The 25,637-nt window shown below is 51.6% G+C and carries 20 protein-coding genes; 7 read left to right on the forward strand and 13 right to left on the reverse strand.

Annotation, left to right across the window (positions count from 1 at the left end):
* Positions 1–5: 5 nt before the first annotated feature.
* From Q399_RS0103825 to Q399_RS0103840, 4 genes are all read left to right on the forward strand, one after another.
* Positions 6–347 (forward strand): hypothetical protein, encoded by a 342-nt coding sequence (locus tag Q399_RS0103825; RefSeq protein WP_031565707.1) that lies wholly within the window; start codon positions 6–8, stop codon positions 345–347.
* Between the two features lie 63 nt (positions 348–410).
* Entirely contained in the window at positions 411–893 is a 483-nt protein-coding gene (locus Q399_RS0103830) for an FKBP-type peptidyl-prolyl cis-trans isomerase (RefSeq protein WP_031565709.1), read from the forward strand.
* 79 nt (positions 894–972) lie between these two features.
* Complete coding sequence (locus Q399_RS0103835; RefSeq protein ID WP_031565711.1) at positions 973–1,926, forward strand: hypothetical protein; 954 nt, start codon at positions 973–975, stop codon at positions 1,924–1,926.
* 155 nt (positions 1,927–2,081) lie between these two features.
* Entirely contained in the window at positions 2,082–5,102 is a 3,021-nt protein-coding gene (locus Q399_RS0103840; RefSeq protein ID WP_051685802.1) for a transglycosylase domain-containing protein, read from the forward strand.
* A gap of 57 nt (positions 5,103–5,159) precedes the next feature.
* Here Q399_RS0103840 and Q399_RS0103845 read toward each other — a convergent pair whose 3' ends face one another.
* Together Q399_RS0103845 and Q399_RS0103850 are read right to left on the reverse strand one after the other, a co-directional pair.
* On the reverse strand, positions 5,160–5,714 hold the full coding sequence (locus Q399_RS0103845) for a GNAT family N-acetyltransferase (RefSeq protein ID WP_084164067.1): 555 nt from the start codon (positions 5,712–5,714) through the stop codon (positions 5,160–5,162).
* Positions 5,715–5,776: 62 nt separating this feature from the next.
* Complete coding sequence (locus Q399_RS0103850) at positions 5,777–6,559, reverse strand: SAM-dependent methyltransferase (RefSeq protein WP_031565719.1); 783 nt, start codon at positions 6,557–6,559, stop codon at positions 5,777–5,779.
* A 243-nt stretch (positions 6,560–6,802) separates the two neighbouring features.
* On the opposite strand from Q399_RS0103850, the gene Q399_RS0103855 reads away from it, so the two are divergent.
* Positions 6,803–7,069 (forward strand): hypothetical protein, encoded by a 267-nt coding sequence (locus tag Q399_RS0103855; RefSeq protein ID WP_031565721.1) that lies wholly within the window; start codon positions 6,803–6,805, stop codon positions 7,067–7,069.
* Positions 7,070–7,073: 4 nt separating this feature from the next.
* On the forward strand, positions 7,074–8,864 hold the full coding sequence (locus Q399_RS0103860; protein WP_031565724.1) for a GGDEF domain-containing protein: 1,791 nt from the start codon (positions 7,074–7,076) through the stop codon (positions 8,862–8,864).
* Between the two features lie 25 nt (positions 8,865–8,889).
* On the opposite strand, the gene Q399_RS0103865 is transcribed toward Q399_RS0103860, so the two are convergent.
* The 4 genes from Q399_RS0103865 to Q399_RS0103880 all read right to left on the reverse strand — a co-directional run bounded on the left by Q399_RS0103865 (position 8,890) and on the right by Q399_RS0103880 (position 14,899).
* Positions 8,890–11,313 carry a bifunctional diguanylate cyclase/phosphodiesterase gene (locus Q399_RS0103865; protein ID WP_031565727.1) on the reverse strand — a complete coding sequence of 808 codons (2,424 nt, stop codon included), beginning with the start codon at positions 11,311–11,313 and terminating at the stop codon, positions 8,890–8,892.
* 4 nt (positions 11,314–11,317) lie between these two features.
* Positions 11,318–12,517: a hypothetical protein gene (locus Q399_RS0103870; RefSeq protein ID WP_031565729.1), complete on the reverse strand. Its 1,200-nt coding sequence runs from the start codon at positions 12,515–12,517 to the stop codon at positions 11,318–11,320.
* Positions 12,477–12,914 carry a type 2 periplasmic-binding domain-containing protein gene (locus Q399_RS20990; RefSeq protein ID WP_051685714.1) on the reverse strand — a complete coding sequence of 146 codons (438 nt, stop codon included), beginning with the start codon at positions 12,912–12,914 and terminating at the stop codon, positions 12,477–12,479. Before Q399_RS20990 ends, Q399_RS0103870 begins: the two co-directional genes overlap by 41 nt.
* Before the next feature lie 203 nt (positions 12,915–13,117).
* On the reverse strand, positions 13,118–14,899 hold the full coding sequence (locus tag Q399_RS0103880; RefSeq protein WP_031565733.1) for a choice-of-anchor I family protein: 1,782 nt from the start codon (positions 14,897–14,899) through the stop codon (positions 13,118–13,120).
* 178 nt (positions 14,900–15,077) lie between these two features.
* On the opposite strand from Q399_RS0103880, the gene Q399_RS0103885 reads away from it, so the two are divergent.
* Positions 15,078–15,923: an HDOD domain-containing protein gene (locus tag Q399_RS0103885; protein WP_031565735.1), complete on the forward strand. Its 846-nt coding sequence runs from the start codon at positions 15,078–15,080 to the stop codon at positions 15,921–15,923.
* Positions 15,924–16,008: 85 nt separating this feature from the next.
* Here Q399_RS0103885 and Q399_RS0103890 read toward each other — a convergent pair whose 3' ends face one another.
* The 7 genes from Q399_RS0103890 to Q399_RS21840 all read right to left on the reverse strand — a co-directional run bounded on the left by Q399_RS0103890 (position 16,009) and on the right by Q399_RS21840 (position 25,612).
* Positions 16,009–18,195 (reverse strand): S46 family peptidase, encoded by a 2,187-nt coding sequence (locus Q399_RS0103890; RefSeq protein ID WP_031565738.1) that lies wholly within the window; start codon positions 18,193–18,195, stop codon positions 16,009–16,011.
* Between the two features lie 120 nt (positions 18,196–18,315).
* Positions 18,316–20,325 (reverse strand): methyl-accepting chemotaxis protein, encoded by a 2,010-nt coding sequence (locus Q399_RS0103895; RefSeq protein ID WP_031565740.1) that lies wholly within the window; start codon positions 20,323–20,325, stop codon positions 18,316–18,318.
* A 12-nt stretch (positions 20,326–20,337) separates the two neighbouring features.
* Positions 20,338–21,336: a carbohydrate porin gene (locus Q399_RS0103900; protein ID WP_051685715.1), complete on the reverse strand. Its 999-nt coding sequence runs from the start codon at positions 21,334–21,336 to the stop codon at positions 20,338–20,340.
* A gap of 143 nt (positions 21,337–21,479) precedes the next feature.
* Positions 21,480–22,469 carry a hypothetical protein gene (locus tag Q399_RS0103905; protein ID WP_031565745.1) on the reverse strand — a complete coding sequence of 330 codons (990 nt, stop codon included), beginning with the start codon at positions 22,467–22,469 and terminating at the stop codon, positions 21,480–21,482.
* Between the two features lie 4 nt (positions 22,470–22,473).
* On the reverse strand, positions 22,474–24,087 hold the full coding sequence (locus Q399_RS0103910) for a peptide MFS transporter (protein WP_031565747.1): 1,614 nt from the start codon (positions 24,085–24,087) through the stop codon (positions 22,474–22,476).
* A 77-nt stretch (positions 24,088–24,164) separates the two neighbouring features.
* Positions 24,165–25,352 (reverse strand): GGDEF domain-containing protein, encoded by a 1,188-nt coding sequence (locus tag Q399_RS0103915; RefSeq protein WP_031565749.1) that lies wholly within the window; start codon positions 25,350–25,352, stop codon positions 24,165–24,167.
* Positions 25,353–25,435: 83 nt separating this feature from the next.
* Positions 25,436–25,612: an oxidoreductase-like domain-containing protein gene (locus Q399_RS21840; RefSeq protein WP_084164069.1), complete on the reverse strand. Its 177-nt coding sequence runs from the start codon at positions 25,610–25,612 to the stop codon at positions 25,436–25,438.
* Between the last annotated feature and the right edge of the window lie 25 nt (positions 25,613–25,637).

Below are 25,637 nucleotides of genomic sequence, written 5' to 3' on the forward strand. Positions count from 1 at the left end.
GCATTATGAACAAGTGTTTTCTTTTCGCAGCTGTGTTGTCAGTCGCCGTCACAGCCGGCACCGCCAAAGCAGCCAGCCAGGTAGAGGTCAATCTTTATGGCCAGGTGTTACCGGGAGTTCATGGCCACGTGCGAGTCGCCGATCCCTACCCGTCCTATGACCGCATCGTCGTGATTGAAGCCCCTTATGCCCATCAGCGCGACTGGGGCCGTTATTGCCACCATTACCGCGCCTGTGGTCAGTCGGTGCGTTTTGTTGAAGTGCGGGAATATCAGGAACAACGTCACTGGCACAAACCAAAACGCCATAAACACCGCCACAGACATCATCATGATTGTGATCATTAAGCCCCTTCCGCCGGGCGGTGAACTTGTTATAATCGCCGCCCCCGGAATTTTGGAAACTCAGAGATGATCATCACCAAGGACAGCGTTGTCCAACTGCATTACCGCGTTTCAGACGCATCAGGCCTGATTGAAGATTCAGCCAAAGGCGAGCCGATGTTGTATCTGCACGGCCACCAGAATATGTTGCCAGCCATTGAACAGGCGCTGGAAGGCAAGTCGGCCGGCGACCTATTGTCACTGGTTGTCGAACCCAAAGACGCCTACGGCGGGCGTGACGACAATGCTATCCAAAGCATTCAGGTCAAACATTTAAAAGGCGCGAAAAAATGGGCGCCGGGCATGACAGCTGTCGTCGAGACCGAACATGGTCCGCGTCAGGTGAAAATTGTCAAAGTAGGCATGTTTAAAGCCGAAGTGGACGTCAATCACCCACTGGCCGGCAAAACTCTGACTTTTGACCTGAACGTGGTCTCTGTGCGCGAAGCCACTGCCGACGAAATCGCCCATGGCCATGCTCATGGCGCCGGCGGCCATCACCACGACTAATACTCCCGGTATAACAGTGGCTGGATCTGCCCGGCCACTGTGCTAGTCTACAAAAAACCACCGCCTTGCAGTTTGCCGCATGAAAATTCTGTTGTCGTTGATTGTCACGACTTTGCTGTTGTTTGGTCTGAACCTTTACAGATTGCAATCGTCGACACCAGATCCGGTGCGGGCGCCAACCACGCAGCTGGAGCAAAAGCAGCTGCCGGCATTATTACCGGAACAACAAATCCTGCAAATTCAGCAGAGTAATCACCGGCAATTTCACATTCAGTGGGGCATGAATCCGGAAGCACCATTTTTTATTCTGGAAGGGCCGGATCAAGGCGCCGGATTCTGCGATGTGCTGATAGAACGGCTGCAGGTGTATTTGCCGGATGTGCGGCATCGATTTCTGGTCGAACCGCAAGTCAGGATCCGGCAGCGTCTCGATGCCAAAGAAAACCTGTGTTATCCCTGTGCTTTGTATTCAGCCGAACCGGCGGCACAACAAGGCCGGTTATTCAGTAAACCAACCCATTATTACCGACCGCATGGCATTATTACCCGTCCGGAACTGGCGGTAGAAATCAGCCGGCGTTTTGGCAATCCGGTCGATTTGGCTAAACTGCTGCAAAGTGAATTGCGCTTTGGTTTTCCGCCACAGCGCCGATATGGCAAGTTACAGCCGCTGCTGGATGAGCACCGCCTGCACAGCCCAAATCATGTCAGTTTTAACACCGGCAAAGACGCCAGCATGCTGCACCTGCAAATGCTCAGTCAACAGCAGCTGGACGTCACCATCGACTACATCAGCAGCCTGAATTTTTATGCGATGCATGCGCAGCGTAAGCTGGTGTTTTTGCCGATCGCCGGTTATCAGGACTGGCTGGCCGGAGCCGTCGCTTGTCCCGACAATAATTGGGGCCAGCTGGCAGTTCTCAGGGTTAATGCGGTGATCGACCGGCTGCGTAAAGACCGCGCTTTGCAGCAAAATCTGCAGTTCTGGTTCGGCGAAGACTTACCGCCTTTCCCGTCAGAACCGGCGCATTAAGCTGCTTTGGTATTGAAATTTAAGCTGCAATCCAACGCGCTTCAGGCTAAAATCTGCGGCTGTTTTTTCAGCTCAGCAAATGGACTCAGCCGTTGTCACCGCAACTTCCTCTTGAAAACATTCAGTTTGAAAATTACCGGGAACAACCAGCTGCGATGCCTCCGACTGAACCGGCTGTGGTGGTACAGCGGCGTTCTTTAATTCCGGTGTTATTGCTGTTGTTGCTAGCCGCTTCGGCTGTGCTTGTCGCTTTTGAGATGCGCACTGCGTATTACAGCGCCAAACCAATCAGCGACTATGCGAAAACGCTCACTTATCAATTACAAAATGCACCAGCCAGCCGGGTCATCTATCCAGGTGCCGGCCCTTTTGACGAACGTCATGGCTACACCAAATTACCGGATTTATTAGCCCGCTTACAGGAGCGCGGTTTTGTCATCCGTGCCCAGGCCGAATTCTCGCCGGCAATGCAAGGTTTTGCGGCACAAGGGTTTTTCCCACCGTATCGGGAAAAAGTCCAAAGCGGGTTGTTTTTAGCTGATTGTCGCAACGACACCATTTTTGATTTTAATTACCCGCAACGGGTCTATCAGCATCCACAACAAATCCCGTTGCTGGTTGCCCATAGTCTGTTATTTATTGAAAACCGCAACCTGCTGACCATCCCACCACAAGCCAACCCGGTGATGGACTGGCCACGGTTCGTGATGGCGGCAGTCAGTCAGGTTGGCAAAGTGCTGGCCATTGGCGGTCAGTCGGCCGGTGGCTCGACGCTTGCGACCCAAATTGAAAAATTCCGCCACTCGCCAATGGGCCTGACCCAAAGCTTTGAAGACAAAGCCATTCAGATCATTTCCGGCACTATCCGCGCTTATCAGCACGGCCCGAACACCCAGGGCGTACGAACCCGGATAGTACAGGATTATCTCAATACGGTGCCGCTGTCATCCGCGCCCGGGCATGGCGAAGTCCACGGTGTCGGCGATGCGTTATATGCCTGGTTTGGCACTGATTTTAACCGCGCCAATACGCTGCTGGCACAGCCGGAACAAGCGGAAACTGCCACCGAGCGTGCACGTTATTTCCGCCAGATGCTGTCGCTGATGATTGCCCAGCGCCGGCCTTCTTATTACCTGCTGCAAGGCCATGCTGATTTGGAAGAGCTGACCGACAGCCACATCCGTTTGCTGGCGCGCGCCGGCATTATCGATGCGTCACTGCGCGACAAAGCGTTGAGTGAACAACTGACTTTTGTCCGGTTACAGGCGAACAAAGCTAAAGATGAGGCCGACAGCCGCAAAGGTATTAACTCAGCACGGCTGCGGCTTGGTAATCTGCTGAATCAGCCAATGTATGACCTGGACCGGCTGGATTTGAATGCGCACAGCACTTTACACGGTGAGGTGCAGCAAAAAGTCAGTGCTTATTTAAAAAGCCTGGCAAATCCGAATACCGCCGCACAGCATGGCCTGATTGGTGAGCGGCTGTTGTCCTCCTCACGCACCGGTGATGTGCTCTATAGCTTTACTTTGTTTGAGAAAACCGCCGACGGTAACAGAGTGCGGGTACAAACTGACAGTACTGATCAGCCGTTTGATTTAAACGAACACAGCAAACTGGAGCTGGGTTCTACAGCCAAACTGCGGGTGCTGGCCAGCTACCTGGAAATTATCGCCGAACTGCATCAGTCCTTTGTCGACGAACTCCCCGACAGCCTGCTGACGATGGATATCGCACCTAACGACCATATCACGCGCTGGGCGGCCAATTACATGGCGACCACTGCTGATCGCAGCCTGCCAGCGATGTTAGAAGCTTCGCTGGAACGCACATACTCTGCCTCACCGGCGGAACGTTTTTTCACCGGCGGTGGCCTGCAGGTATTTAACAACTTCAATAAAGATGAAGACGGTAAAGTACCGACCATTCGTCAGTCATTGCAGCAATCGCATAACCTGCCGTTTGTCCGCCTGCTGCGCGATATCGTCAGCTACGCCAGCAGTTATCAGACACAAGGCAGTACATCGTTGTTGCTGCGCGCCGACAATGATCCAAAACGGGAAGAATATCTGCGTAAGTTTGTCGACAAGGAAGGCAGCGAATTTCTGCGCCGCTTCTTCCGCAAGTATCAGCAAAAGCCGATGGACGAGCGGCTGGAAACCTTTTTTGATGGTCTGAAACAAACGCCGGATCGCCTCGCGGCCGTGCACCGCTATTTGTTACCAGACGCCAGTTTCACCGATTTCGCCACTTTTTTGCGCAACAAACTGCCGGACAGCGACAAGCTGACCAATAAAAAACTGCAGGATATGTATGCGCAATACGGCCCGGGTAAGTTTAGCCTGCCGGATCAGGGTTATATCGCCGGCGCCCACCCGCTGGAACTCTGGGTGCTGAATTATCTGAACAATCACCCGCAAGCGACGATGAAAGAAGTGATTGAAGCCAGCGCCGAACAGCGTCAGCAGGTCTATCGCTGGTTATTTAAAACACCGAACCGCAAAGCACGCGACGCCCGCATCCGCATCATGCTGGAAGTTGAAGCCTTTACCGACATTCATCAGCGCTGGGCCAAACTGGGTTATCCGTTTGATCACTTAGTACCAAGCCTTGGTACTGCACTGGGCAGCTCGGGCGACCGCCCTGCTGCGCTCGCTGAATTGATGGGTATTATCCAGAATGATGGTATGCGTTTACCGACCATCCGCATCGATAGCCTGCATTTTGCTGCGCGGACCCCATATGAAGTGCAACTTGGCTTTAATGCCAGCGCCGGCGAGCGCGTGATGAGGCCGGAAGTAGCACGGGCACTGAAAAAAGCCCTAGGACAAGTGGTTGCAGACGGCACAGCACGGCGCTTAAACGGCAGTTTTGTCAAAGCGGACAGCTCACCGTTGCAAGTCGGCGGCAAAACCGGTACCGGTGATAACCGCGTGGCGACACAAGTGATCCGTGGCAAAACAGTGGCATCAACCGCCACCAGCCGTACCGCGACTTTTGTGTTTTATTTAGGTGACAGTTATTTCGGTACCCTGACCGCTTTTGTACCAGGAAAAGGTGCTGATGATTTCAGTTTCACGTCTGCCCTGCCGCTGCAGGTGCTTAAAGGCATGGCGCCTATCCTGCGGCCTTATGTAGTCAAAACCAGCCCAATGTGTCAGCCGGTGCAGCGTTAAAAACAATGTGCGGCCAGTCGCGTGATTCGGCTTGCCGCAATGCCTTGTATCAGCACGTCAGGACGCAAACTCCTGTTCACTTCGCTGTGCAATCTGGCGCAGTGTTCCCAACACCGTTTCGCTACCGGGCAAATACCAGCAGTTTAACTGCGTTTTTTTCCGTAACGCAGGCGGTGCATCGCTAAAGCCGAGACGTATATTCAATTGCAGTGCGCCCTGGTTTCGCGGGTCAAAGCACACCAGAACTACAGGGTGATGATATTGCTCAAAGGCAATTAAGCACAAAGCCGCTAGTGCCTGATCTGCGATGCCCTGACCACGGGCCTCTGGCACCAGCATGATACCAAGCTCGACGGGCGCTGCTGCAACACCTGATCGAAGCATTGACAGTAATCCCAAGGGTTTGCCGCGCAGACTGACACGATAATAATGAGTGCAGACAGAACTTTGCATCGCAGTTAAACAATTTTCAAACTGCTGGATGATTTCTGGCGGGGTTTTGACTGGTGCGATGTATTGCATGGTTCTGGCGTCGTGAAACAGCCTAATAAACCATGATTGGTCCTCTGATGTCAGTGGGGTAATTTGCAGCGGGGATGAAAATGCAGTCAATTTATTTGCTCAGGTTTATGGTCACTTGCCGGCGCTGGCAGTTAACAACTGTGATTTCTGCATTACGACTGTTGCAGAGCCTGCAGCCGCGCCAGCATCAGATCGTTTTTCTGTAAGGGAAGCGCGGGAGGCACCACCAGTGTTGACTTCAGCGTCAAGCGGGCTTTGGGCAGATCACCAAGCGATATCCATTCCATCCGCGGTTGTTCAAACGGCATACTGGCTGCTTCATAAATCACCACCTGATGTTCTGGCGGGTACTGTGGTGAAAGCAACTCCACCAGCAATTCCAGTTCTGCTTCGCCCGTGTCAAAACGGGCGATAGTGCGATCGCCAGCCAGGGTGATTTGCCACAACACCAAATAGGCACTGGGGTCTATCTTGCGCTGATAAAACATAAACTGACTGGCTTCATAATACTGGCAACCGACCCGACCGGGGTCGATCCCTAAATCGGCGTGCAGGCAATCAGCAGCGCTGATACCAGCTAACATCTGCGCTTCATAGCCTTCCTGCCGTGCCAGCTCTATCACTTTATGCGGTGCATAGGCAAAAACGCCGGGATGCCCATAAAATGCGCCAACGACAAACTTGCCGGCCCGCACTTCAGCCAGCATCAGCTCAATCATTTTCTGATATGTTTGGTGACGTGACTTCCCCAGTTCGTACAAAGGCGCAAAGCTGCGGACATCCGGGTTCATTGTTTGCAACCATTGCTCGGTGATGCCATCAGTCACCGCAGCAAATACCACATCTGCAGCCTGCAGATGGCTTTTCGCTACCGGAGTCATATGAGCGCCAAGCATGATACCAGTGCCTACAATGACGATTCTGCCCTTTTGCATAAGTCCGTTCCGTTCCAGCCAAATAACTTGATGATTAACATAGCGTTGTTGCAAAGTGCAAGCTGTATATGCCGATGAAAAAAAGCTGAACCTTTTAACACTGAAAACTGCGAAACCTCTTTTCAGCCGGGTTATAACCTGTTTTACTGACAAGTGTAATAACTTGCCGCATGAAACGGTCTCGGCGGGACTGCAAACACCAGTAGAGACTCTCCTCCAAGTAATCATCATAAGGATTATGTTATGTCAAAGATCATTGAGGTACTCGAACAGCTCGCTATAAGCACCTTGCCCCAATCTCAGCGCCATGGAGAGAGGCGCCGCCTGGCTGAGCAAACGGAACTACCTGCTGCAATCGTTGAATCGATCGCTACGGCTGATTTGTCAGGCTTAATCCAGACGGTTGGTTTAACAGGTCGCGGTTGTTTTATCATCGTGGCACCAGACGAGCCTGCTCAACCAGATGACGACGAACCTGAAGACCCTCCGGTGAAAATTCGTCGGCACTAAGGTCATGTCTGTGGTCAATTACCGTAAGTTGCTACAGAAAGTCAGTTCAATTTGTTTACTGAGTCTGTCTTGCTATGTGGCTGCAGCTTCTAAACCTTTTATTGACCAACTGCTCAATGCCGCAGATGAACAACGCAGCGCTGACCCTGTACGTTACGCAGATTTAATGCAGCAGCTGCGGCTTGCCGCAGCTGAAATGGATGAACAGCAACGCGACTTTCTAAACTTTCTAACGGCCTATCAGGAAGCCTACAAAGATAGTTACCAGAGCGCCGAAATAAAGTTCAAAGCACTGATGGTTCCGAACAAACCGGTGTTAATCCGATTTCGGGCTGCGCTGACCCTGTCTAATGTACAGATGATTCGCAGGCAATTTCTGGAGGCTTTTTCCAATCTCTCTTTTGCAATGGCGCTCATGCCTGACATTGACGATGTAAAATGGCGTAATCAGGCCTATCTTAGCGCTGCATCGATATACTCGGAAGCAGAACTCTATCAGGAAAGCCTCGATTCCTTGCAGCTACTGGACACGACCGTATTGTCGCCCCGCGACCAGTGCATCAACCAATATTTAAATTTAAAGAGTAAACATGCATTAGGTGTTGCCCAAACAATTCCGGAAATCGAAGCGATTTCCGCGCAATGCGCCGATGCGGGCGAAATCATGATATCGCAAGCCAGCAATACACACGCAGCTTGGTATTATCTAACCAATCAATCGCCAAAACTCGCGCTTGATTATCTGCACGCGCGCTTACCCGAAGTAGAAAAAACCGGATACAACCGGTTACTGATTGATGTTTATCACCTGATTGCCCAAGCGCATGTCGCGCTATCCGACTACCCGGGCGCACTTGCTGCAATTGCAAAGCTGGAAGCTGCGGCGAAAAGTCTACAAAACAGCAGACCGGTAGTTGCTGGTTTGAAACTAAAAGCACTTGCATTAGCACAGGAAGGCAATTTTCAGGCCGCTTACACCACCCACCAACAATATTCCGACGCTGAGCGCGCGATGCGGGATGAACACTCCAACCGCCAGCTGGCTTATCAACTCGCAAAAGGCGAATTGCTGAAAAAAAATCAGCAATTAAAACTGATGAAAGAAGAGTTGCGCGTCATAGAACTGGAAAATCAACTCAAAAAACAACAAGCTGAGCGCGACAGTTTGTATATAGGCCTGCTTAGTTTTGCCAGTATTTTACTGGTGTATATCACCTATCGCTTGGTCCGCCGGCACCGCTTTTATAAACTGGCCGCCGAAAACGACGGCCTGACCGGGATCAGCAACCGGCACTTTTTTGACTTGCAGCTGCAAAAGCAGGTGAAACGCTGCAAACAGCAGCAAAAATCATTGGGTGTGATTGTCTTTGATTTAGATTTTTTTAAATTGATCAATGACAACTACGGCCATGATGTGGGCGATAAAGCGTTGCAGGCTACAGTACGCATCTGTAATCATTTTATCCGTAGCGGCGATATTTTTGGCCGCATTGGTGGCGAGGAGTTTGCCATCGCCCTGCCGGACTGCCAGCCGGATAAAGTATTGATGCTGGCGGAAATTTGCCGCGATGCGATTGAACAGCTCGATTGCAGCGAATTCCAGAGCGGGCTCAAACTCACTGCCAGCTTTGGCGTCTCTTACAGCCAAATCAGCGGCTATCAAACGACGGAGCTGATGCGCCATGCTGATCAGGCGTTGTACCTTGCCAAATACAACGGCCGCAACCGCGTTGAAAGTTATGATCAAATGCAGCCCCATCCGGGACGGCCGCTGATCAATACACCACTGCGTTAGATAACAGTGCCGGCGGTTTTCACGTTCAGGATAAACGCAGAAATCCGTCCGGCACTTCATCCGCGAGAAAATGCTTTAACTGCTCATCATTCAATGGCCGGGCAAAATAATAGCCCTGGCCCACATCACATTTGTGCTTTTTCAGCAGCTGCAGCTGGGCACGGTTTTCGACGCCTTCGGCCACCACTGTTAATTCCAGCTTCTGTACCATGGCGATGGTAGAGACAATAATTTGATAGTCCGCATCGTTTTCCAGCATGCCAAATACAAAGGATTTATCGATTTTGATAATGTCGACCGGCATTTGCTTTAAATAACTCAGGCTGGAATAGCCGGTGCCGAAATCATCGATGGCAAAACAAAAACCTATAGCTTTAAGCTGGCGCATCATCTGCAGCGTGGTTTCAATATTCTTCACCAGCGTCCGTTCGGTCAGTTCAAGCTCAAAATGGTTAGCCGGCAGGTCAAACTCATCCAGCAAGCCCTGCAGCACTTCTGGTAACTGCGGATCCAGAAACTGACCTGCTGATAAATTGATTGCAATTCGGATATGGCGATAACCCTGACCAACCAACTGCTGCGCCAGTTCAAAACTGCGGCGGAACACCCAATAGCCGAGTTCAACCATTTGCGGCGAATTTTCCAGCACGCCGATAAACTCGTCCGGTGTCACCATCCCCCGCTGCGGATGCGACCAGCGCAGCAGTGCTTCAAACCCCACCAGCCGGCCGGTAGATAACTCAATCTGCGGCTGCAGCACCAGATAAAACTGTTGCAGGCGGATGGCATCTTTGATGTCGCTTTCCAGCTGAATGCGGCTCGACAGTCGCTGATACATTTGCTGGTTATAGCCGGTAAAGGCGGCACCGCCCTGCTCTTTGGCGTTATACATCGCAATGTCAGCCTGGCGAATTAAATCATCTGGTAAGGATTGCGGATCAGACGACATGGCCACGCCGATACTGCCGGAGACGTAAAACAGCTGGCCATTCAGCTCCACCGGCTGCTGAAACGCCTGCAGAATACGGTTAGCGACTTCAGCCGGGTGCTCGTCGGACATCACGTCCGGCAGCACCAGCACAAATTCGTCGCCACCGAAGCGGGAAGCCAAATCAGTGGGCCGGATACAGGTTTTCAGCCGGTTGGCGGCTTCGACCAGCAACAAATCACCTGCTGCATGGCCCTGGGTATCATTGACCAGCTTAAAATTATCCAGATCGAGAAATAACACAGCGATGCGCCCTGGATGCCGCTCCAGCGCCGCCAAATATTTTTTCAGCTGGAACAACAACATATTACGGTTTGGTAAGCCGGTCAGCAGGTCATACATCGCGATGTTTTCCAGCTCACGGGTATTGTGTTCAATCTGCTGATGCAGATGTTCCAGCTCCAGGCTCAGTTGATTAGCCGCGTTACCGAGCACGTCCAGTTCATCGGAGAATACCAAAGGCGGCTTTTGACTGTGGTCGCGAAATTCACGGAACTGGCGTTGCGCCAACAGCGGTAAATGCCGAGCCATCTGCAGTAAACGCAGACTGAGCCGCTGCGTACTGAAATAAATCAGCACGGCCACCAACACAAAACAAACTAAGGCAAAAATCACAATCTGGTACTGATAGTCGGCTTTGGTGCGGGCAAATTTATTGGTGTCATCGACCAGCGCCAGATAATAGCCCTGACCATTGCCAACCAGCGGCAGGAAACTGATCAGATAGTGTTCGGTGCCGATCTGCACCGGCAGGCCATTTTCGATGGCCTGCTTGACCGTTGCTTCAGCTGGCAACGCCGAAAACACTGAGGCCATCCGGCTGGCATTGGATAAACTTAACAGCTGTAACTCACGCGCAGGTCGCTCCAGATCACCTTCAATCCGCACTATCGCCACTTCCGATCCCACGCCTTGTTTCAGCGATGCCAGTACATCCAGCAACGTGGTCGACAACGCGGCCACCGCGACATCACCGCTTTGGTTCTGCACCGGCACCAGCACCAGCTTGGCGCAATGCTCAGCACAGACGATTTCACTGAAAGGTTGCAGTTCCATCAGCACCTGCTGCACCGCCTGCCGCACCCGGCCCGGCACTTCCGGTGTCGAGGCATAGAGCAACACGCCGTCTTTATCAAATAACCACTGATGCTCGACATTCAGATGCAGTGCGATGGTGTCATAGTGGCGCGCCAGCGCTGTGGCAAAAGCGCTGAAATCGGCTTGCTCGCGGATATTGGCCATATCAGTGAAGGACTCAAGCCAGCTGCGCAGCTGGTTTTCCAGCAGCATATTCAGCAGTTCAAATTGTTGCTGGCGCAGCTGTAACTGCTTTTGTTGCTGCAAACGGAAGTCCTGCTCCATTTTTACTATGGCAAAACTGGTGAGCACCACCGTCATGAGCAGCAAAGCGCTTAAAGTCAGCGCCAGAATTTTCCAGGGTAAACTTAAAAATGGCCGCATAAGATCAGAACCAGTACATCAGTTGCACCGCCCAGATATCATGCTGACGATTGCGGTTAATTTCGATAGCAGGCACCACATTGGGCCCCAATCGTCCGGTGCCGGTGATCCAGTGATACTCCAGCTTCAGCCGCAAATTACGGTCAAGCTCCTGTGTAATGCCAAGGCCCCAATCCCGCTGATAACCGAAATACCGCGCGATCAGTCCACCGCTTTGCAGCGGCAGCAAAGCACCACCGCGGTCATCTTTATTGGCGGTGTACCAGTCATAACTGGCATAGAGCCGGGTATTTTCCGACCAGTTATAACTTCCAAGCAAAAATGCCCCCTGTGCAAACTGATTGCGGTTAAAGCCGGGCAGATAAAAACCACGGGCAAATACCCGTTCCTGCATCAATTCGCTGGATAGCTCCCATAATTCAGCGCTGTAGCGCCAGTTAGCCATCACCCGCTGAACGGTAAACTTACCGTCAAAAAACAGGTCAGGTTGTGCCTGACGATATTCAAAACCGGAATCGAGTAAAGAGATGCCCCACTGCGTTTGGCTATTTGCAGGCCGGAAAAACAGTGTCGCCTGATGCACGTACTTTTGCTCGGTATCGCCTTGTAGCTGAGTTGCAATGACGCGACGCGCCATTTCTTTGCTGATTGGGATAGCGCCATAGCTCCAAATCCATTCAAACTCACCGATGGCTGTGGTATTGGTCGATTGCAGCGCAATGCCATCAGAACCGACCGCAATATCGCGAAAAGCGTCAAAATACACCGACTGCGGCAGCACTATCATCGGCCTGGTCATCGGTACATCGCGGGTGCTGGAATAAAGCCAATGCATATTCTTAAAGCGGCCGGCATATAAATTCAGCTGCCAGTCCAGGCTATTAATCGCGGTCCAGTTCAGGAATAAATAATCCACGCGGCCACCCGACGCATAACGATTGCCGCCATCGAGGTACATCAGCTGCCCAGACAGACGTAAATCGGCACTGAACTGGTAACTGCCATTGACGCCAAATTCAGTCAGTTCAGTACTGACGGCGCCGTCATCATTCACAAAATTGCTGTCACTGGCCTGCATCAGCCCCTGCGAGACAAAACCATGCCAGTGCCAGTTATCAGCCGCAGCAGCATCAGACAGACCACATGTTGCCAGCAGGCAAGCGCTAAGGCCTGATTGGAATGACTTTAACAACCTGAGTTTCATCCTGTATCCCGATATAACCTATGGCACCTGGTGTTGTGGCAACTGCCTGCAACATGGCCTGTTGATCCTGTAATTCGGTAGGGGGCGTTCCTGTCCCGGAGTACGTCAGTTTTTGCCAGACCCGTTCCAACTGATAAGGAAACAGCTGTAACTGATCACGGCAGAATTGCAGATTGACCGCAGAGCGCGGCGCAAGGGTAAAAACACGAATGGCGACACCATCAGGCCAGACGACCTGACGCATCAGATAGATGCTGCGTAACTGAGCCGGTGATAAAGCATCGACCTGAACGGACGGATGCGCAATGACCCGGACCGGCGGCGAGAGTTCTGCGGCAGCGCCTGCGACAGCAGTCTGACACCACAGCAAATATAAACAGATAAATAACCTTTTCACGATGTCCTTCTGTGCTGAACCATCTGGCAATTCAGGTTGTATCCGGAAACTCAAGGCCATAGTGGCGAGTATAGACGACTTGAAAAAAAAACAAAAAAGAATGCAGTAAAACAATAGTTTACACAAAATTAGCATTAAGCACAGAATTTGGTTGAGAAAAGAATAAGGCCAGCGACTGCTGGCCTTGTGGAAGCAAATTAATCTTAACTCTTCGGCGTCAGTTCAAACACCGTTAAAGTCCCACTGACTTCGTTGGCCATCAGCAGTAAAGGTTTGCCGGTCGGGCTATTGGCCGGCGCAATAAATAACAGCGATTCGGGCCCCAAATCCCCGGCCTGTGTCACGTTGCCTGTTACTTCCGCCGGGACTTTGTCGTCGTTAATGTTATAAACGGCATTTAAATCTCGGTTATAAGCGTAGTCGACAAACTGCGGCGCATAAGGATTAGAAATATCATAGACATAGATACCGCTCATTCGCTCTGTGCCAATAAATGCATAAGTCCGGCCATTGATTTGCCCGAGTGCCAGCGCTTCCGGCTCAGGGCCTTTATCGTCAGAACGGTTATCGCCTTCGACCGTCAAATGGTTGGAGTTAAATTTATCGCCATGGACGCCGGAGGCGATGCGCTCAAAGTCATTGCCGCTGTCAAACACCTGCTGACCATTCTGGTCCCAGATACTAAAAGAGCGGGCGCCATAGGCATATAAAGCGTCATATTCGCCATTGCTATTTTGCCCCAGCGCTGTAGTGACATTCAGGCGGCCCAGTCCATCAGCCGAATAAGGCTGGCGGGCACTGAGCGTGGCAGAACGCTTCAGTGCCGACACACGTTTTTGCTCAGAAAAACCAGCCCAGTCGCGTGCATCCCCTTCGTTGGCGCTGACATAAAAAGCACTGCCCTGCCAGCTGAAGCTTTGCAGCGTGTCTGGCTGATACATGCCGTACAAACCAGGCACTGTTTGCAGATTCACGCCGTCTCTGTTGCTGACGTCCAGGCTGTTTTTGGCCAGACTATGGTCTTTAAACCCAAGCGGAAGAATTTTATCCAGTTTCGCCGTAGCGAGGTCAATCACCGCGATGGCATTGTTTTCCTGTAACACCACCCAGGCCTTTTTCAGGTCCGGGCTCAGCGCGATATATTCAGGTTCTAAGTCCTGTGCCACTGTGGTGCTGGCAGGCCCGGCGAATTTCACGCCTTTGGCCGCAAGCGCTGCTTTGTCGCTATTAAGCGCACTGAAGCTGAAAGTTTTAGCTTGTGTGGCCGCAACGCCGTTGGACAGTGTGATCAGCGACACTGAACCTTCCGGATCAACCGAATAATCGGCCACAGGTTCGCCTTCATTCGCGACCAGTAACCATTTGCCATCACTGCTGAAGGTCAGCATATCCGGCTGAGCCCCGACCCGAATGGCTTGTTTTAACAACGGCGCGCCCTGACTTAAATCATAAATCAGCGCCACCCCGGCATCACTGCGGGTTTTATTTTCCACCGCAACAGCCAGCAGCTGGCCCTGAACACTGATGGAGTTGGCAAAACCTAAGGCGACAGTTTCATCCTGATCGGCGCTGTTACGCACTGTGACAGTGGCAGGCAATGTCAGAGGCTGGCTGGTCAGGGTGTTGGCGGTCAGTGGATCCGACAGGGCCTGACTTTTAACCGAAGCTGCATCCAGCACTTCGACCCGGTTTGCCGCGCCATTGACGACAAAAATCCGTTTGGACTGGGCATGAAACGCAGTGATCTCCGCCGCACCGGCGCCATAACTGCCAGTCACATAGCGGGCGACCGCCTGTAACTGCATGCCAACCGGCGCATTCTGACCGTTACTGCCATTGCTGCCGTTAGTACCGGACGGGCCTGTGGCACCGGTTTGCCCCGCCGGGCCTGTCGCGCCCGGTGCACCGTCATCACCTTCTAATGTGCAACCAGTTAATGCCGCCGAGACCAGCAAAGCTGCCAGTGAAAATTTTAACGCCTTCATTTGTCGCTCCTGAACAGAAAAAACAAGACGTTAGCTTTGCTGCATGACAATGGTGTGAAGTTATAGCTGCAGTTGCATGACAGAAAAAAATGTCCGGAAATTCGCCTTGCCCCCTTGTAAATCAGCGCCGGGAAGCAACACTAGATAAAGCGAATTCATAGAAAAAACGGAGTGCAACTTGAACGCTGCCGAATGTGCTCGTCAGGTCGGTGATATTTTTGCGTTACCAGATACCTGTCTGAAAATTAAATCAATTATCGATGACGACATCAGCGATATCGATGAAATTGCCGAATTGATTTCGTATGACCCGGTCCTGTCTTCCAAGTTGCTGCGCCTTGCCAACAGCGCGCTGTACAACTTCCCCAAACAAGTAGAAACAGTGCAAAAAGCGGTGCAGGTGCTGGGTGAAACTCAGGTTTACAATCTGGTGGTAGCCAGCGGCGCTGCCGAAGCTTTTGCCAGCCTGAAACCCGATATCATCGCCCTGGATAAGTTTTGGGAGCACAGCATCAACACGGCGCTTATCGCCAAACATCTGGCATTTCATCTCGGCGTAAAAAAAGATGAGCCGATTTATTTGTCTGGATTGCTGCATAATCTTGGTGAACTGGTGGTAGTGCAGGTAAAACCGGACATAGCACAGGTTTGCACCCAATATAAAAAAGGCAAGAAACCCTGGACAAAACAGCAAGAATTGCTGGGCTTCACTTATGCTGACTGCACAGTCGAGTTACTGAAGCTCTGGCAGCTGCCGGACCGTATCATCCAGCCGCTGAAACAACTGAATCAGCCCGAGTACTCAGCAGCCAATAAAGTGAGCCTGATCCTGCATCTCGCCAGTTGTCTGGCGCTCAGTGAAGCAAACCCAGAGGTGTTTCAGCTGTATGATTTGGCCGACAAACAAATTATGGAAGTACTGGGCCTGAGCAAAGACGATTTACATGACGCCAGCAGCTTTGCTTTCTTAGAGGGCATGTCAATCCTGAGTTTATTGAATCCGGCGCTGTTTAGTATTTTTTAACTGCGCCTGACACAGAGCTCATCCACAAAAAAACCGGGCCAAAGCCCGGTTTTTAGTCGCCAATACGGCTCAGACAGTCGCGATATCAGTCACGCACAATCGACATCTCATCCAGCAGATTCTGCGCACCATCAACATACTGCATCATCCACAGCACAAAGCGGATATCAACATGAATAGCGCGGGTAATAGCAGGGTTAAAGTACCAGTCTTTGCTTATCGACTCATAAGTTGAATCAAAGTTAAGGCCGATCAGTTCGCCTTTGCCATTCATCACCGCAGAGCCAGAGTTACCGCCGGTAGTATCAGCACTGGATAAAAAGTTCAGCGGCACTGAATCAAACGGCAGCGCTGGTTTGGCGCCAAGATCGGCATAAAAATAGCCGTCATATTGTTTCGCCTGATAGGCTTTCACCAGGTTTGCCGGTAGCTGGAAAACCCCTGTTGGCTGCTGTTTGGCGATCATGCCGCGCACTGACGTGAATGGTGTTTTATAGACACCATCCGCCGCCGGATAACCGTCGACATGGCCGTAAGTGATGCGCAGTGTGCTGTTGGCATCCGGATAAACCGGTTTACCTTTGCTCTGATTAAAGGCAATCACCGCCTGCATATAGGCCGGACGGGTTTTTAACAACGCACCTTGAATGGCCTTTTGTTGTTGCTCCAACGCGATTTGTTGCTGATAGACTGCAACAGCGGCTTTGATAAAAGGATCTGCACTTGCGGCAAACTCGGCTGGAGTCTTTTCCAGCCAGGCCAACCGGCCGGCGCTGGTACCTAAGGTGGTGCTGTCATACCAGGGTTTTAAGCTGGCACTGATTTGCGTGGCGGTCATGCCCGGTACTAAACCTAACGCATCGTCCAGCACTTTGACGCGCAGCAGCGGTTTTTGCTGTAAATAGACTTCAAGCTGCTGGCTCCACAGCGCTAAATCGACCGTTGGCGCAAAGCTGGTATCCAGCCGTTTTAACCGGCCCTGCCACATTTTCAGGTCGCGCTGCTGATACCCAAGCTCCCGTTCGCTGTCCGGTTTTTGCCGCTCTTGCGCCAGGCGATATAAATCCTGTGCCGCTTTGAACAAATCGCTGCGTTTGGCATTGTCAAAATACCAGGTTTGTTGTTGATATTGTTGTTCAGCACTGACCACTTCTTTGAGCGCTGCCAGTGCTTGCTGATGGCTTTTGCGGCTGCTGTCTGCCGCTATCCAGTCCAGTAATTCCTGCTGTTGCTGCTGTTTAATAGCGTGAATGTCGGTCACTTTAAAGCCATCGAGCAGGCCCTGCATTTTTTTCATCCGGTTGTTGTAGCCTTTGACCACTGAGGCGTAACGCACCTGCAATGCCGGATCTTTGACACCAAAAGCATCAATGGTCTGGATCATCTGGTTAAAGGTAGTGACGCTCGCCGGATATTGCCAATCGCGGGCAAAGGCAATTTCTTCTGCCAGCCGGTAGCGGCTGGTCTGGCCCGGATAACCGGCCAGTAAAATGCCATCGCCGGCCTTGACGCCAGCGGCATTTACTTTTAGGTGAAATTTCGGCTGGTAAGGCACGTTGTCTTTAGCAAAAGGCGCCGGTTTGCCGTCTTTACCGACATAACCGCGCAAAAACGAATAATCGCCGGTGTGGCGCGGATATTCGTAGTTGTCGATATCACCACCAAAATTACCGACCGCTTCAGACGGCGCATACACCAGCCGGACATCCTGGATCATCAGCTGTTTAATCAGGAAAAATTGCAGGCCATGATGGAAGCTGACCACGTTACAGCGGTAATTGGCATCACTTTCACAGGCCTGAATAAGCTGCTTGCGATTGTTTTCAATGGCCTCAAACCTAACCAAATCAGTCAGTTTCTCTGGTAATGCCCCGCTGACTTTCGCCGTCACATCTTCAACCAACTCAGTCACATACAAGCGTTCTGACGGGCCAGCCGGCAGCTCTTCGGCCTGCGTTTTAGCCAGAAAACCATTCGCAATCAGATTATTTTCGGCCGTTGAATTTTGCTGAATAGCGCCATAAGCGCAGTGATGATTGGTGATCACCAAGCCCTGTGGTGACACAAAAGAGGCGGAGCAATATCCAAGACTGACAATCGCATTCATTGGATATTTGCTTAAATCGGCCAAATCGGTTGCCGGCACACTAATGCCGCGGGCACTGAGTTGTGGTTGTAATTGCGGCAATTGATAGGGTTGCCATTGTCCTTCATCGGCGACAGTGACGCTGCTACACAGCAGCGCCACCGGGAATAACATGTACTTTGACATAAAGGGGACCCGTGACTGAGAAAACGCCTAGCCTATAACCGGGTGTCATCGTCGGCAAGCCCTGACAGCCTCTGGCGCGCTGAACAGACCGGCAAAAGCGTTTTAGCGCAGTGGCCAGGCTCAGAAACGGAACTGCACAACCAAACGGTTTAAATCCTGCGCCCTTCCCTGCATACCATCTATTAACTGCAGTGCACTACCAGCCTCCTGGCTGGAATTTGCTGCCAATGATGCAACTTCACGTATTTGTAGCAACATCTGGTTCAAAGTCTGCGCCTGTTCAGAGGTTGCATTAAACATTCGATTAATTTGCTCTACGACAGATTTGATCTGATCCTGCACCACAGCTAAAGCACTGCCCGACTGCTCACAAGCCTGCATGCTCTGATCAGCCAATAAGACAGATTGCTGCATTTGTTGATGGGACAAGCGGGTTTCCTGCTGTATTTCTGCTATCACTGCGGAGATTTCCCGTGATGAGGATTCTGCCCGCTGCGCCAGATTGCGCACTTCTTCCGCCACCACGGCAAAACCACGCCCCTGCTCACCGGCGCGGGCGGCTTCGATAGCGGCATTTAGCGCCAACAGATTTGTTTGTTCAGCAATACCACGTATCACACCAACAATCTGGTCAATTTTTTCGGCTTTTGCCGTCAGCTGCTCGAGCGCGCTGGCAGAACGATGCACGGTATCGCTCATTTGTTGCATCTGACTGATAGTGCCGTGAATCGCAGCATTCCCTTGCAACACCGCACTGGAGGTTTGTTCTGACTGCTTCACCACAATGCCACAACTGTTGGCGATGTCTTGCGCCGAATGGTCAAGTTGCTGCATCGCGCTAGCCAGGCCAGTACTATGCTGCTCAGTATCCTCGGCTTCCTGCTTCAGATGTTTTGACAGTTGCTGACTCTGCACACTGGCATCGATCAATACCTGCGCACTGTGATGGATGTCCTGCACTATATGCTGAATTTTGCCGGCAAACAGATTGAAGTTTTCGGCGATCCGCCCCAGTTCGTCGTCGCTTTTGACTTCCAGCCGCCGGGTCAGGTCGCCGTCGCCGCTCGCTACATCGTGCAGATTTTTCGCCACCTGATGCAGCTGTGCCAGCATTCCTTTGCGCACATAAGTACCTATCAGCACCAGCAATACTAAAGTGACCCCACCGGTGACGAGCAGAAGTTTAGCAACGTAACCGGCAGTTGCCGGCCCTTGGGCCACAATGTCGGCGGTGCTGCTATCTAAGGACTGTTGCAGCTGGTTTAGCGCGGTAACAAGTGTTGTGCTGGCAGCACGGTACTCCGTCTGGCGTTGCTGCATTTGAACCAAAGCATCCAGCGTTGTCTGGATTTGCTGCTTGTGCTGTTCAAACAGTTGCAGATAGGTATCGCCTAATGTTGCCGAACCAAAATGGTTAGGTGCAGGAATGGCAAAAAGTCCGGTCGCGACCAGACCATCGACGGCATCTTGTTGAAATGCAATGGAGTCATTCAGCTCTTTAACCAATTCTGGTTGAGGGCCTTGCCGTTTAATTTGCTCTAAAAAATACAATTGCCGGAAAAAACCGATATTGGCTTCCATACCACCATCAGCGGCGTCCCACTTGCGCTGTAGCCCACCTTCCCAACTAATGGTCTGTCGCGGCGCCTGAATCAGTGTCTCCACCTGACTGTCACCGACTTCTTCGACAATTTCGCCAATTTCAACAATTTGGGACACGGTTTTATCAAGACCCGACAATTGCTGCTGATACCGGACAAACTGCTGACGCAGTTGCTGCTGCGCCAGTACAAACTGCTCCAGCGCAGTATCCAGCTGACGCAACAGGCTGCGATCCGGTAGCGGATTGGTTGCCAAATTTTTGATCGCCGTCGCCAACTGTTGATCACGCTGTGCCATTGCATTGCTATCAACCTGTAACCCCTGTAATAACTGCTCCATGGAAAAGAGTTGTTCATCCACTAAACTCACAGCGGTTCCTGAACTTTTCATCGCAGGCCAGGCTTGCTGTATAGTTCGGTCCAATACCTGTTCCTGTTGCTGATTTCCCCACCAGCCAACACCGGCTATAGCCACAAACAAGGTAAAAATCAGCCAGAGGCCCCAGTTCGCCTTTTCTCGTAACGTCATAATGTCCTCCCTTCAGAATTGCGCGATCAGACGCAACGTCGTCACCAGACTGGCGTCCAACGCCGGATCTGTATGATTTATCCATTGCAGCACAGGCTGCAGCTGCAACTGAGGAGTTACAGACCACTGCCAATATCCTTCAATCATTTGCTCAGATTGCCGGTTTTGTGCTGTCACAGTGCTGTGCATCAGCCCCAGCTGATGTCCGGCGATCGGAAGCTCCCACACCAACCCGAGCATGCGGTGCTGATGTAAAATATCTACATCGTCGTTCAGCCCGGACCAGACAGCAAACAGCACCAGCTGCTCTGAAACTTGCTGCTGATGATTCAGATACCAGCCAGAAATGGCCCTTAACTGCTGGTCATTTAGAGTTGTCCAGTCGCCATGGTGGTGCCAGTAGCCATACGAAGTACGACCGGTCGCTGAGACATAACGGCCTTCGGCCACCATAAATTGGGAAGAGAAATTAGTATGTTCCTGCCCGGCAAATACGCCGGCCATCCATTGAAAACCATGTTCTGGCTCATAAAATACACTGCAGGATGCAGCCGGGTCGTAGTAAGTCGGTAAAGCTATGGCTGTCGGCGTAATACCTAAAGGCGGCGAGATGAAGCCGCCGGCCACCGGCACAAAGGCAAATTCCAGATTTGCATCTACCTGACCACATTTGAGCCGGCTGTTATCGTCAAATTTATATTGCACATAAAGTTCATAGATTTTAGTGAACTGCGCCGCATCGATATTGGAGATACCCTGGATATTGCCGGTCAGCAATTCGCCATTGCGGCCACGAAAGGCTTTCAGGCTTGAAGCGACCAGCCATTGTGGTCCGGCTTCGAGCTGCAAATCCCAGCTAAACAAGGCTCGGGAGGCTTGTGATTGCTGGTCCTCATAGCCTGATAACCAGGAATTATCATTAATCACACTGAACTGCTGACTGAAATCGGCCGCGACACTAGCAGCGGATAGCCACAGACAGCCCAAAAGCGGAATGATTTTGCGTGCCAATTGCTCACCTCCCTGTTCCTTATCCAGCAAAGGTATAGAAAGCGGCTCGTCTGATGTCAAAGTACTGATAGAAAAACAAAAAGCCGCATAAAGCGGCTTTTGGGCTGGACGAAACTCAGTTCTGCAACTAGCTGCCGTCTTTTTCAGCCGCCTGACGATGCAGCAGGCGCCACCGACTTTCGGCTCAGATCCGGCAAATAAGGTGAACCGCAGGCTCTGACCTGATACCGGTAGCCATACGGTTGCTGTGCATCCGGCGTGATCACTAACACTTCGTAATCATTCAGATGCACCAGATGTTCAGCACCTTGCATCACGCATTGTGATTTACTCAGGCTTTCAATCTGATATAAAAACCAGGCCACAGTGCGGTTGATCCAGCGCACTTCCGGATTAATGCCGGACAGGCCGGATATCTCGCCGCCAAACATTTTGACCTGAGGCTCTGCTTGCTCTGAAGCAACCGCAGTTTCGTTTGCCTGAGCTGCAGCGATCTCTGCAGGCTGAATCTGCACTGCTACCGGCTCACGGAACAAATCAATAGCCGCAGTATCGCCGGTGACATAACCGGTCATCGCCGCGCCCATGTAAGTGAACACCACCGGCAAAAAACATAAGCGCGCGGCCAGTGTCAGTTTCGGATAACTGCCATCCTGCAGATGATGGCTGCGCACACCGAGCGGGCGCAGCATAACCAGCAACATCAGTTTGATGCTATGCAGGATGAGATAAGCCGACAACAACACAAAGGCCAGCAGGAAACTCCAGAATGGCGCCAGGAGCATCAGCGTCAGGTTCACGCTAAAAGGCACCACTTCAGGCCGCACACCAATCAGGTTATTGACCGAACTGTCCGCCAGCGCAAAGCAGAAATTCGCCAGCACGGCATAACAAACCAAAATAAAGGCCTTGCCCGGTAAACTGTGCCAGATGCGTAAAAAGCCCTGCCAGATATCATTAACCGCAGCGATAAACAGACTGACACCCAGCAAGCCGAGCAGCCAGTATTGGCTATTAAAGCTCAGCAGCCAGGCCAATACCAATAACGCCGAGATCAGATAACAGCGCTGCGATAAGTCCAGTTGTTGCCATATCTGACCACAACGCTGACGCCAGTCACTCAGCCATTGCATCTGTCTAGCCCTGTTGCGGATGTTGTTGCTGCGCGCGGCGGATCAAACCAGTCAGCACTGGAGACAACACAAACATCAGTACCGCGGAGCCGAGGCCAACCCAACCCAGGATGGCGAACACTTCGGCATAGATATTCAGTGCATCCGGTACCGCAGTGCCGGCGGGCATTGAAGCTAAAGCGCCAAAGCGGCCGGCAATCATTTCACCAAAAGCAGAAGCGAGGAACCAGACGCCCATCATCAGGCTGACCACACGCGCCACGGACAAGGCTGTAACGGCAGATAAACCAATCGGCGATAATGCCATCTCACCTATCACCAACACGAAATACGCCAGAATAAACCACCAGAAACCAGCGAGGCCGCTCTCCAGTGGGTTCAGCGCCGCATATTGCAGGATAAAATGGGCAAGGCCGGCGCAGAGTAGCGCAATGCCAAATTTATTCGGAGCCGAAGGATTCCAGCCTTTACGGTCCAGCCAGGGCCATAACCAGGCAAATGGAAATGCCAGCAGCACGATAAAAAACGACGCGACAAAAGTCAGCTGTGAAGAGTTAAACGCAAAGCTGAAGAACCCTAAATCAAAAGTCGGGCTCTGCATGACCCGGTCCGAATAGGCCAGCCAGCTGCCGTAGGTTTGTTCGTACAACCCCCAGAACACCGCTGAAATGGCGGTCAGCACCATCAGCATAATCATGTTGGCGCGTTCCAAAGCGTTACACTGAATGAAAATGAATTTAAACCACCAGACCATCAGCACCAGCGTCAAAGCCACAGCGACAACCTCAGTGGCGGTAATTTCCGCGCCTGGCGCCATACCAAGCAATGCGCCTAAAGCACCAAAATCGATACTGGTTTGCAGAATTTGCTGCACCACAGCAACACCAACCAGCGCCAGCAGATAAATCAGCGTTTCACGGCGCAGCCCTGCGACTTTTTCATCGAGTAACGTCGGGTTGGCCGGTTCAGCCTGACCGTGGAAGTGTTTAGAGCCTTTTAAGAACACCACTAAACCAAGCAATAAACCGATACCGGCCGATCCAAAGCCATATTCCCAGCCGTAGGCAATGCCAATCCAGCCGACAAACAAACTGGAGAAGATCGCGCCTAAATTGATGCCCATATAAAACAGCGTAAACGCTGAATCGCGGCGCGGATCATTGTCGGTATAAAGCCGGCCAACAATGGTGGAGATATTGGGTTTGAGGAAACCAACACCCACCGCCACCAGGGCTAACGAGGCGTACATCACCTGCAGCGCCAGTAAATCGGCACCGCCTTCGGCACTGGCCTGCGTGCCTTTGTAAGCCATGCCTAACATACCAACGGCCATCAGCGCACCGCCAAAAGTCACGGCTTTACGCATACCAAGATATTTATCGGCGAGTAGTCCGCCCACCACCGGCAGTGCATAAGCCAGACCTGCATAGGTGCCGAGCAGCAAATAGCCGTTTTTGTCGTTAAATAAATGATGTTGGGTCAGATAAAGAAACAGCAGCGCTTTTAGGCCGTAAAAGGCAAAACGCTCCCACATTTCGGTAAAAAAACAGACAAAAAGTCCGACCGGATGGCCCAGCCATTGTTTCTGGCCAGCCAGCACGTCATGTGTTGAGGTCATAGGGATCCCGGAATTGATTGTTATCGTTATATAGCGCCAAGGAGGGCTTGGGCCGTACTATACCATGCCGGATTGATTTAGGAAGCGGTGGCCGGACTGTCCAGTACAACGTTATCACGGCCATTGGCTTTGGCCTGATACAAAGCTAAATCTGCACGGTGCACGCAATGATCAATATCTTGCCCGGCGTGTAATGCCGCTACGCCATAGCTGGCGCGCACTATCAGTTCCTCTGACTCATACTGCAGCGGCGACTGGCGTAATCTGGCCTGAAACTGCTGCAATAACGGTAAAGTCTGCGCAGGCGTATATCCGGGCAATACCAATAAAAACTCTTCACCACCGTAACGGACAATCAGATCTTTGCTTTGCAGATGCTGGCGTAGCAATGTCGCAAAATGGCGTAACACCGCATCACCAGCCTGATGGCCGTAGCGGTCATTTAATTGCTTAAAATGGTCGATATCCAGCAAAACCAGACTGATCTGTTCCCCCGCGGCGACCCGTTGCTGAAATTGCGGTGCCACTTTAAAAAAGTAGCGGCGATTACTGCTTTGGGTCAGTTTGTCTGTATTGGCATCACTGCGAAGTTTATCAATCAAATCATAGATATATGAAATAGCCAACCCACCGATACACAAGGTCTCCAGAGTCAGAGTGACGAGCGTCATCACCATCAGTTGGCCTTGCTGGTCTGGCTGCAGTAAATAACCAAAAATCGGGTACAACAGTGGTAACAGCAACAATGTGACTATGGTGCACAGCAGTAACACCCGGTCGCCGAGATTGCCCGGTCTTTGCTGCTGTCGGATCAGGGAAAAGGTAATCAACACAGGCACGCAAAATGATCCCAGCGCCAGCGGCAGACGGATAAAAATCTCATTATGAATCGCAGTAAACCAATACAGCAAAACCCCTAAAGCCAGAAGGTGGATGCAGATGAAGCCGAGTATTTTCCGGCTGATGTCCAGTTGATAGCGCGACCTGACGCCACAATAAAACAAGTACACGCCACACAGATACAGCAGATTATTCAAGACGACAGACACCAGGTACATATCGATAAAACGCAGGCAATACACCAGATAGGCCAGGAACTCAGTCAGGAAAAACCAGCTAAACAGCTGTAAGGCACGGCGTTGATGTGACTGAGGCTGTCCCGGCAAAGAGCGGATAAATAGCAAATAAGCGGTGGTGGCGATGAATAACACCAGAATGCTGAATAAAATGCTACTTTGCAGCGATCCACCCTCAGGCACAGCCATTCGACAACATCCTTAAGGCCGGCAAACAACCGGCACTGCTTGAACACTAATCAGCAATCTACGTTTGAGCAAGGCCCGGACAGTTATTCTGTTGCTGTTTTTGTACCAGACTGCTGTTTTTGCTGTTGTTGCCACAACGCCAGTTGTTCGCGGTAATAATCCCAGACGCATGGACAGCAACTGCCACTGCCACAGCACTCGTTACTACCGGGTGGTTCCGGTTTTTCCAGCAATTTGACAGGAATGGGCGCTGCAGGCATAAAGACTCCAAAACTTTATTGATAT

The sequence above is a fragment of the Rheinheimera texasensis DSM 17496 genome (genome assembly GCF_000711985.1).
In the GTDB taxonomy this organism is placed as follows: Bacteria; Pseudomonadota; Gammaproteobacteria; order Enterobacterales; family Alteromonadaceae; genus Pararheinheimera; species Pararheinheimera texasensis.

Bases quoted from the DNA above. Each gene is read 5' to 3' on its own strand.
- Q399_RS0103910 (WP_031565747.1), bottom strand. From the start codon at position 24,087: ATGACCTCAACACATGACGTGCTGGCTGGCCAGAAACAATGGCTGGGC.
- Q399_RS0103880 (WP_031565733.1), bottom strand. From the start codon at position 14,899: ATGAAGGCGTTAAAATTTTCACTGGCAGCTTTGCTGGTCTCGGCGGCA.
- Q399_RS0103905 (WP_031565745.1), bottom strand. From the start codon at position 22,469: ATGCAATGGCTGAGTGACTGGCGTCAGCGTTGTGGTCAGATATGGCAA.
- Q399_RS0103870 (WP_031565729.1), bottom strand. From the start codon at position 12,517: ATGAAACTCAGGTTGTTAAAGTCATTCCAATCAGGCCTTAGCGCTTGC.
- Q399_RS0103835 (WP_031565711.1), top strand. From the start codon at position 973: ATGAAAATTCTGTTGTCGTTGATTGTCACGACTTTGCTGTTGTTTGGT.
- Q399_RS0103825 (WP_031565707.1), top strand. From the start codon at position 6: ATGAACAAGTGTTTTCTTTTCGCAGCTGTGTTGTCAGTCGCCGTCACA.
- Q399_RS0103890 (WP_031565738.1), bottom strand. From the start codon at position 18,195: ATGTCAAAGTACATGTTATTCCCGGTGGCGCTGCTGTGTAGCAGCGTC.
- Q399_RS0103865 (WP_031565727.1), bottom strand. From the start codon at position 11,313: ATGCGGCCATTTTTAAGTTTACCCTGGAAAATTCTGGCGCTGACTTTA.
- Q399_RS0103840 (WP_051685802.1), top strand. From the start codon at position 2,082: ATGCCTCCGACTGAACCGGCTGTGGTGGTACAGCGGCGTTCTTTAATT.
- Q399_RS0103830 (WP_031565709.1), top strand. From the start codon at position 411: ATGATCATCACCAAGGACAGCGTTGTCCAACTGCATTACCGCGTTTCA.
- Q399_RS0103855 (WP_031565721.1), top strand. From the start codon at position 6,803: ATGTCAAAGATCATTGAGGTACTCGAACAGCTCGCTATAAGCACCTTG.
- Q399_RS0103860 (WP_031565724.1), top strand. From the start codon at position 7,074: ATGTCTGTGGTCAATTACCGTAAGTTGCTACAGAAAGTCAGTTCAATT.
- Q399_RS0103895 (WP_031565740.1), bottom strand. From the start codon at position 20,325: ATGACGTTACGAGAAAAGGCGAACTGGGGCCTCTGGCTGATTTTTACC.
- Q399_RS0103915 (WP_031565749.1), bottom strand. From the start codon at position 25,352: ATGGCTGTGCCTGAGGGTGGATCGCTGCAAAGTAGCATTTTATTCAGC.
- Q399_RS0103850 (WP_031565719.1), bottom strand. From the start codon at position 6,559: ATGCAAAAGGGCAGAATCGTCATTGTAGGCACTGGTATCATGCTTGGC.
- Q399_RS21840 (WP_084164069.1), bottom strand. From the start codon at position 25,612: ATGCCTGCAGCGCCCATTCCTGTCAAATTGCTGGAAAAACCGGAACCA.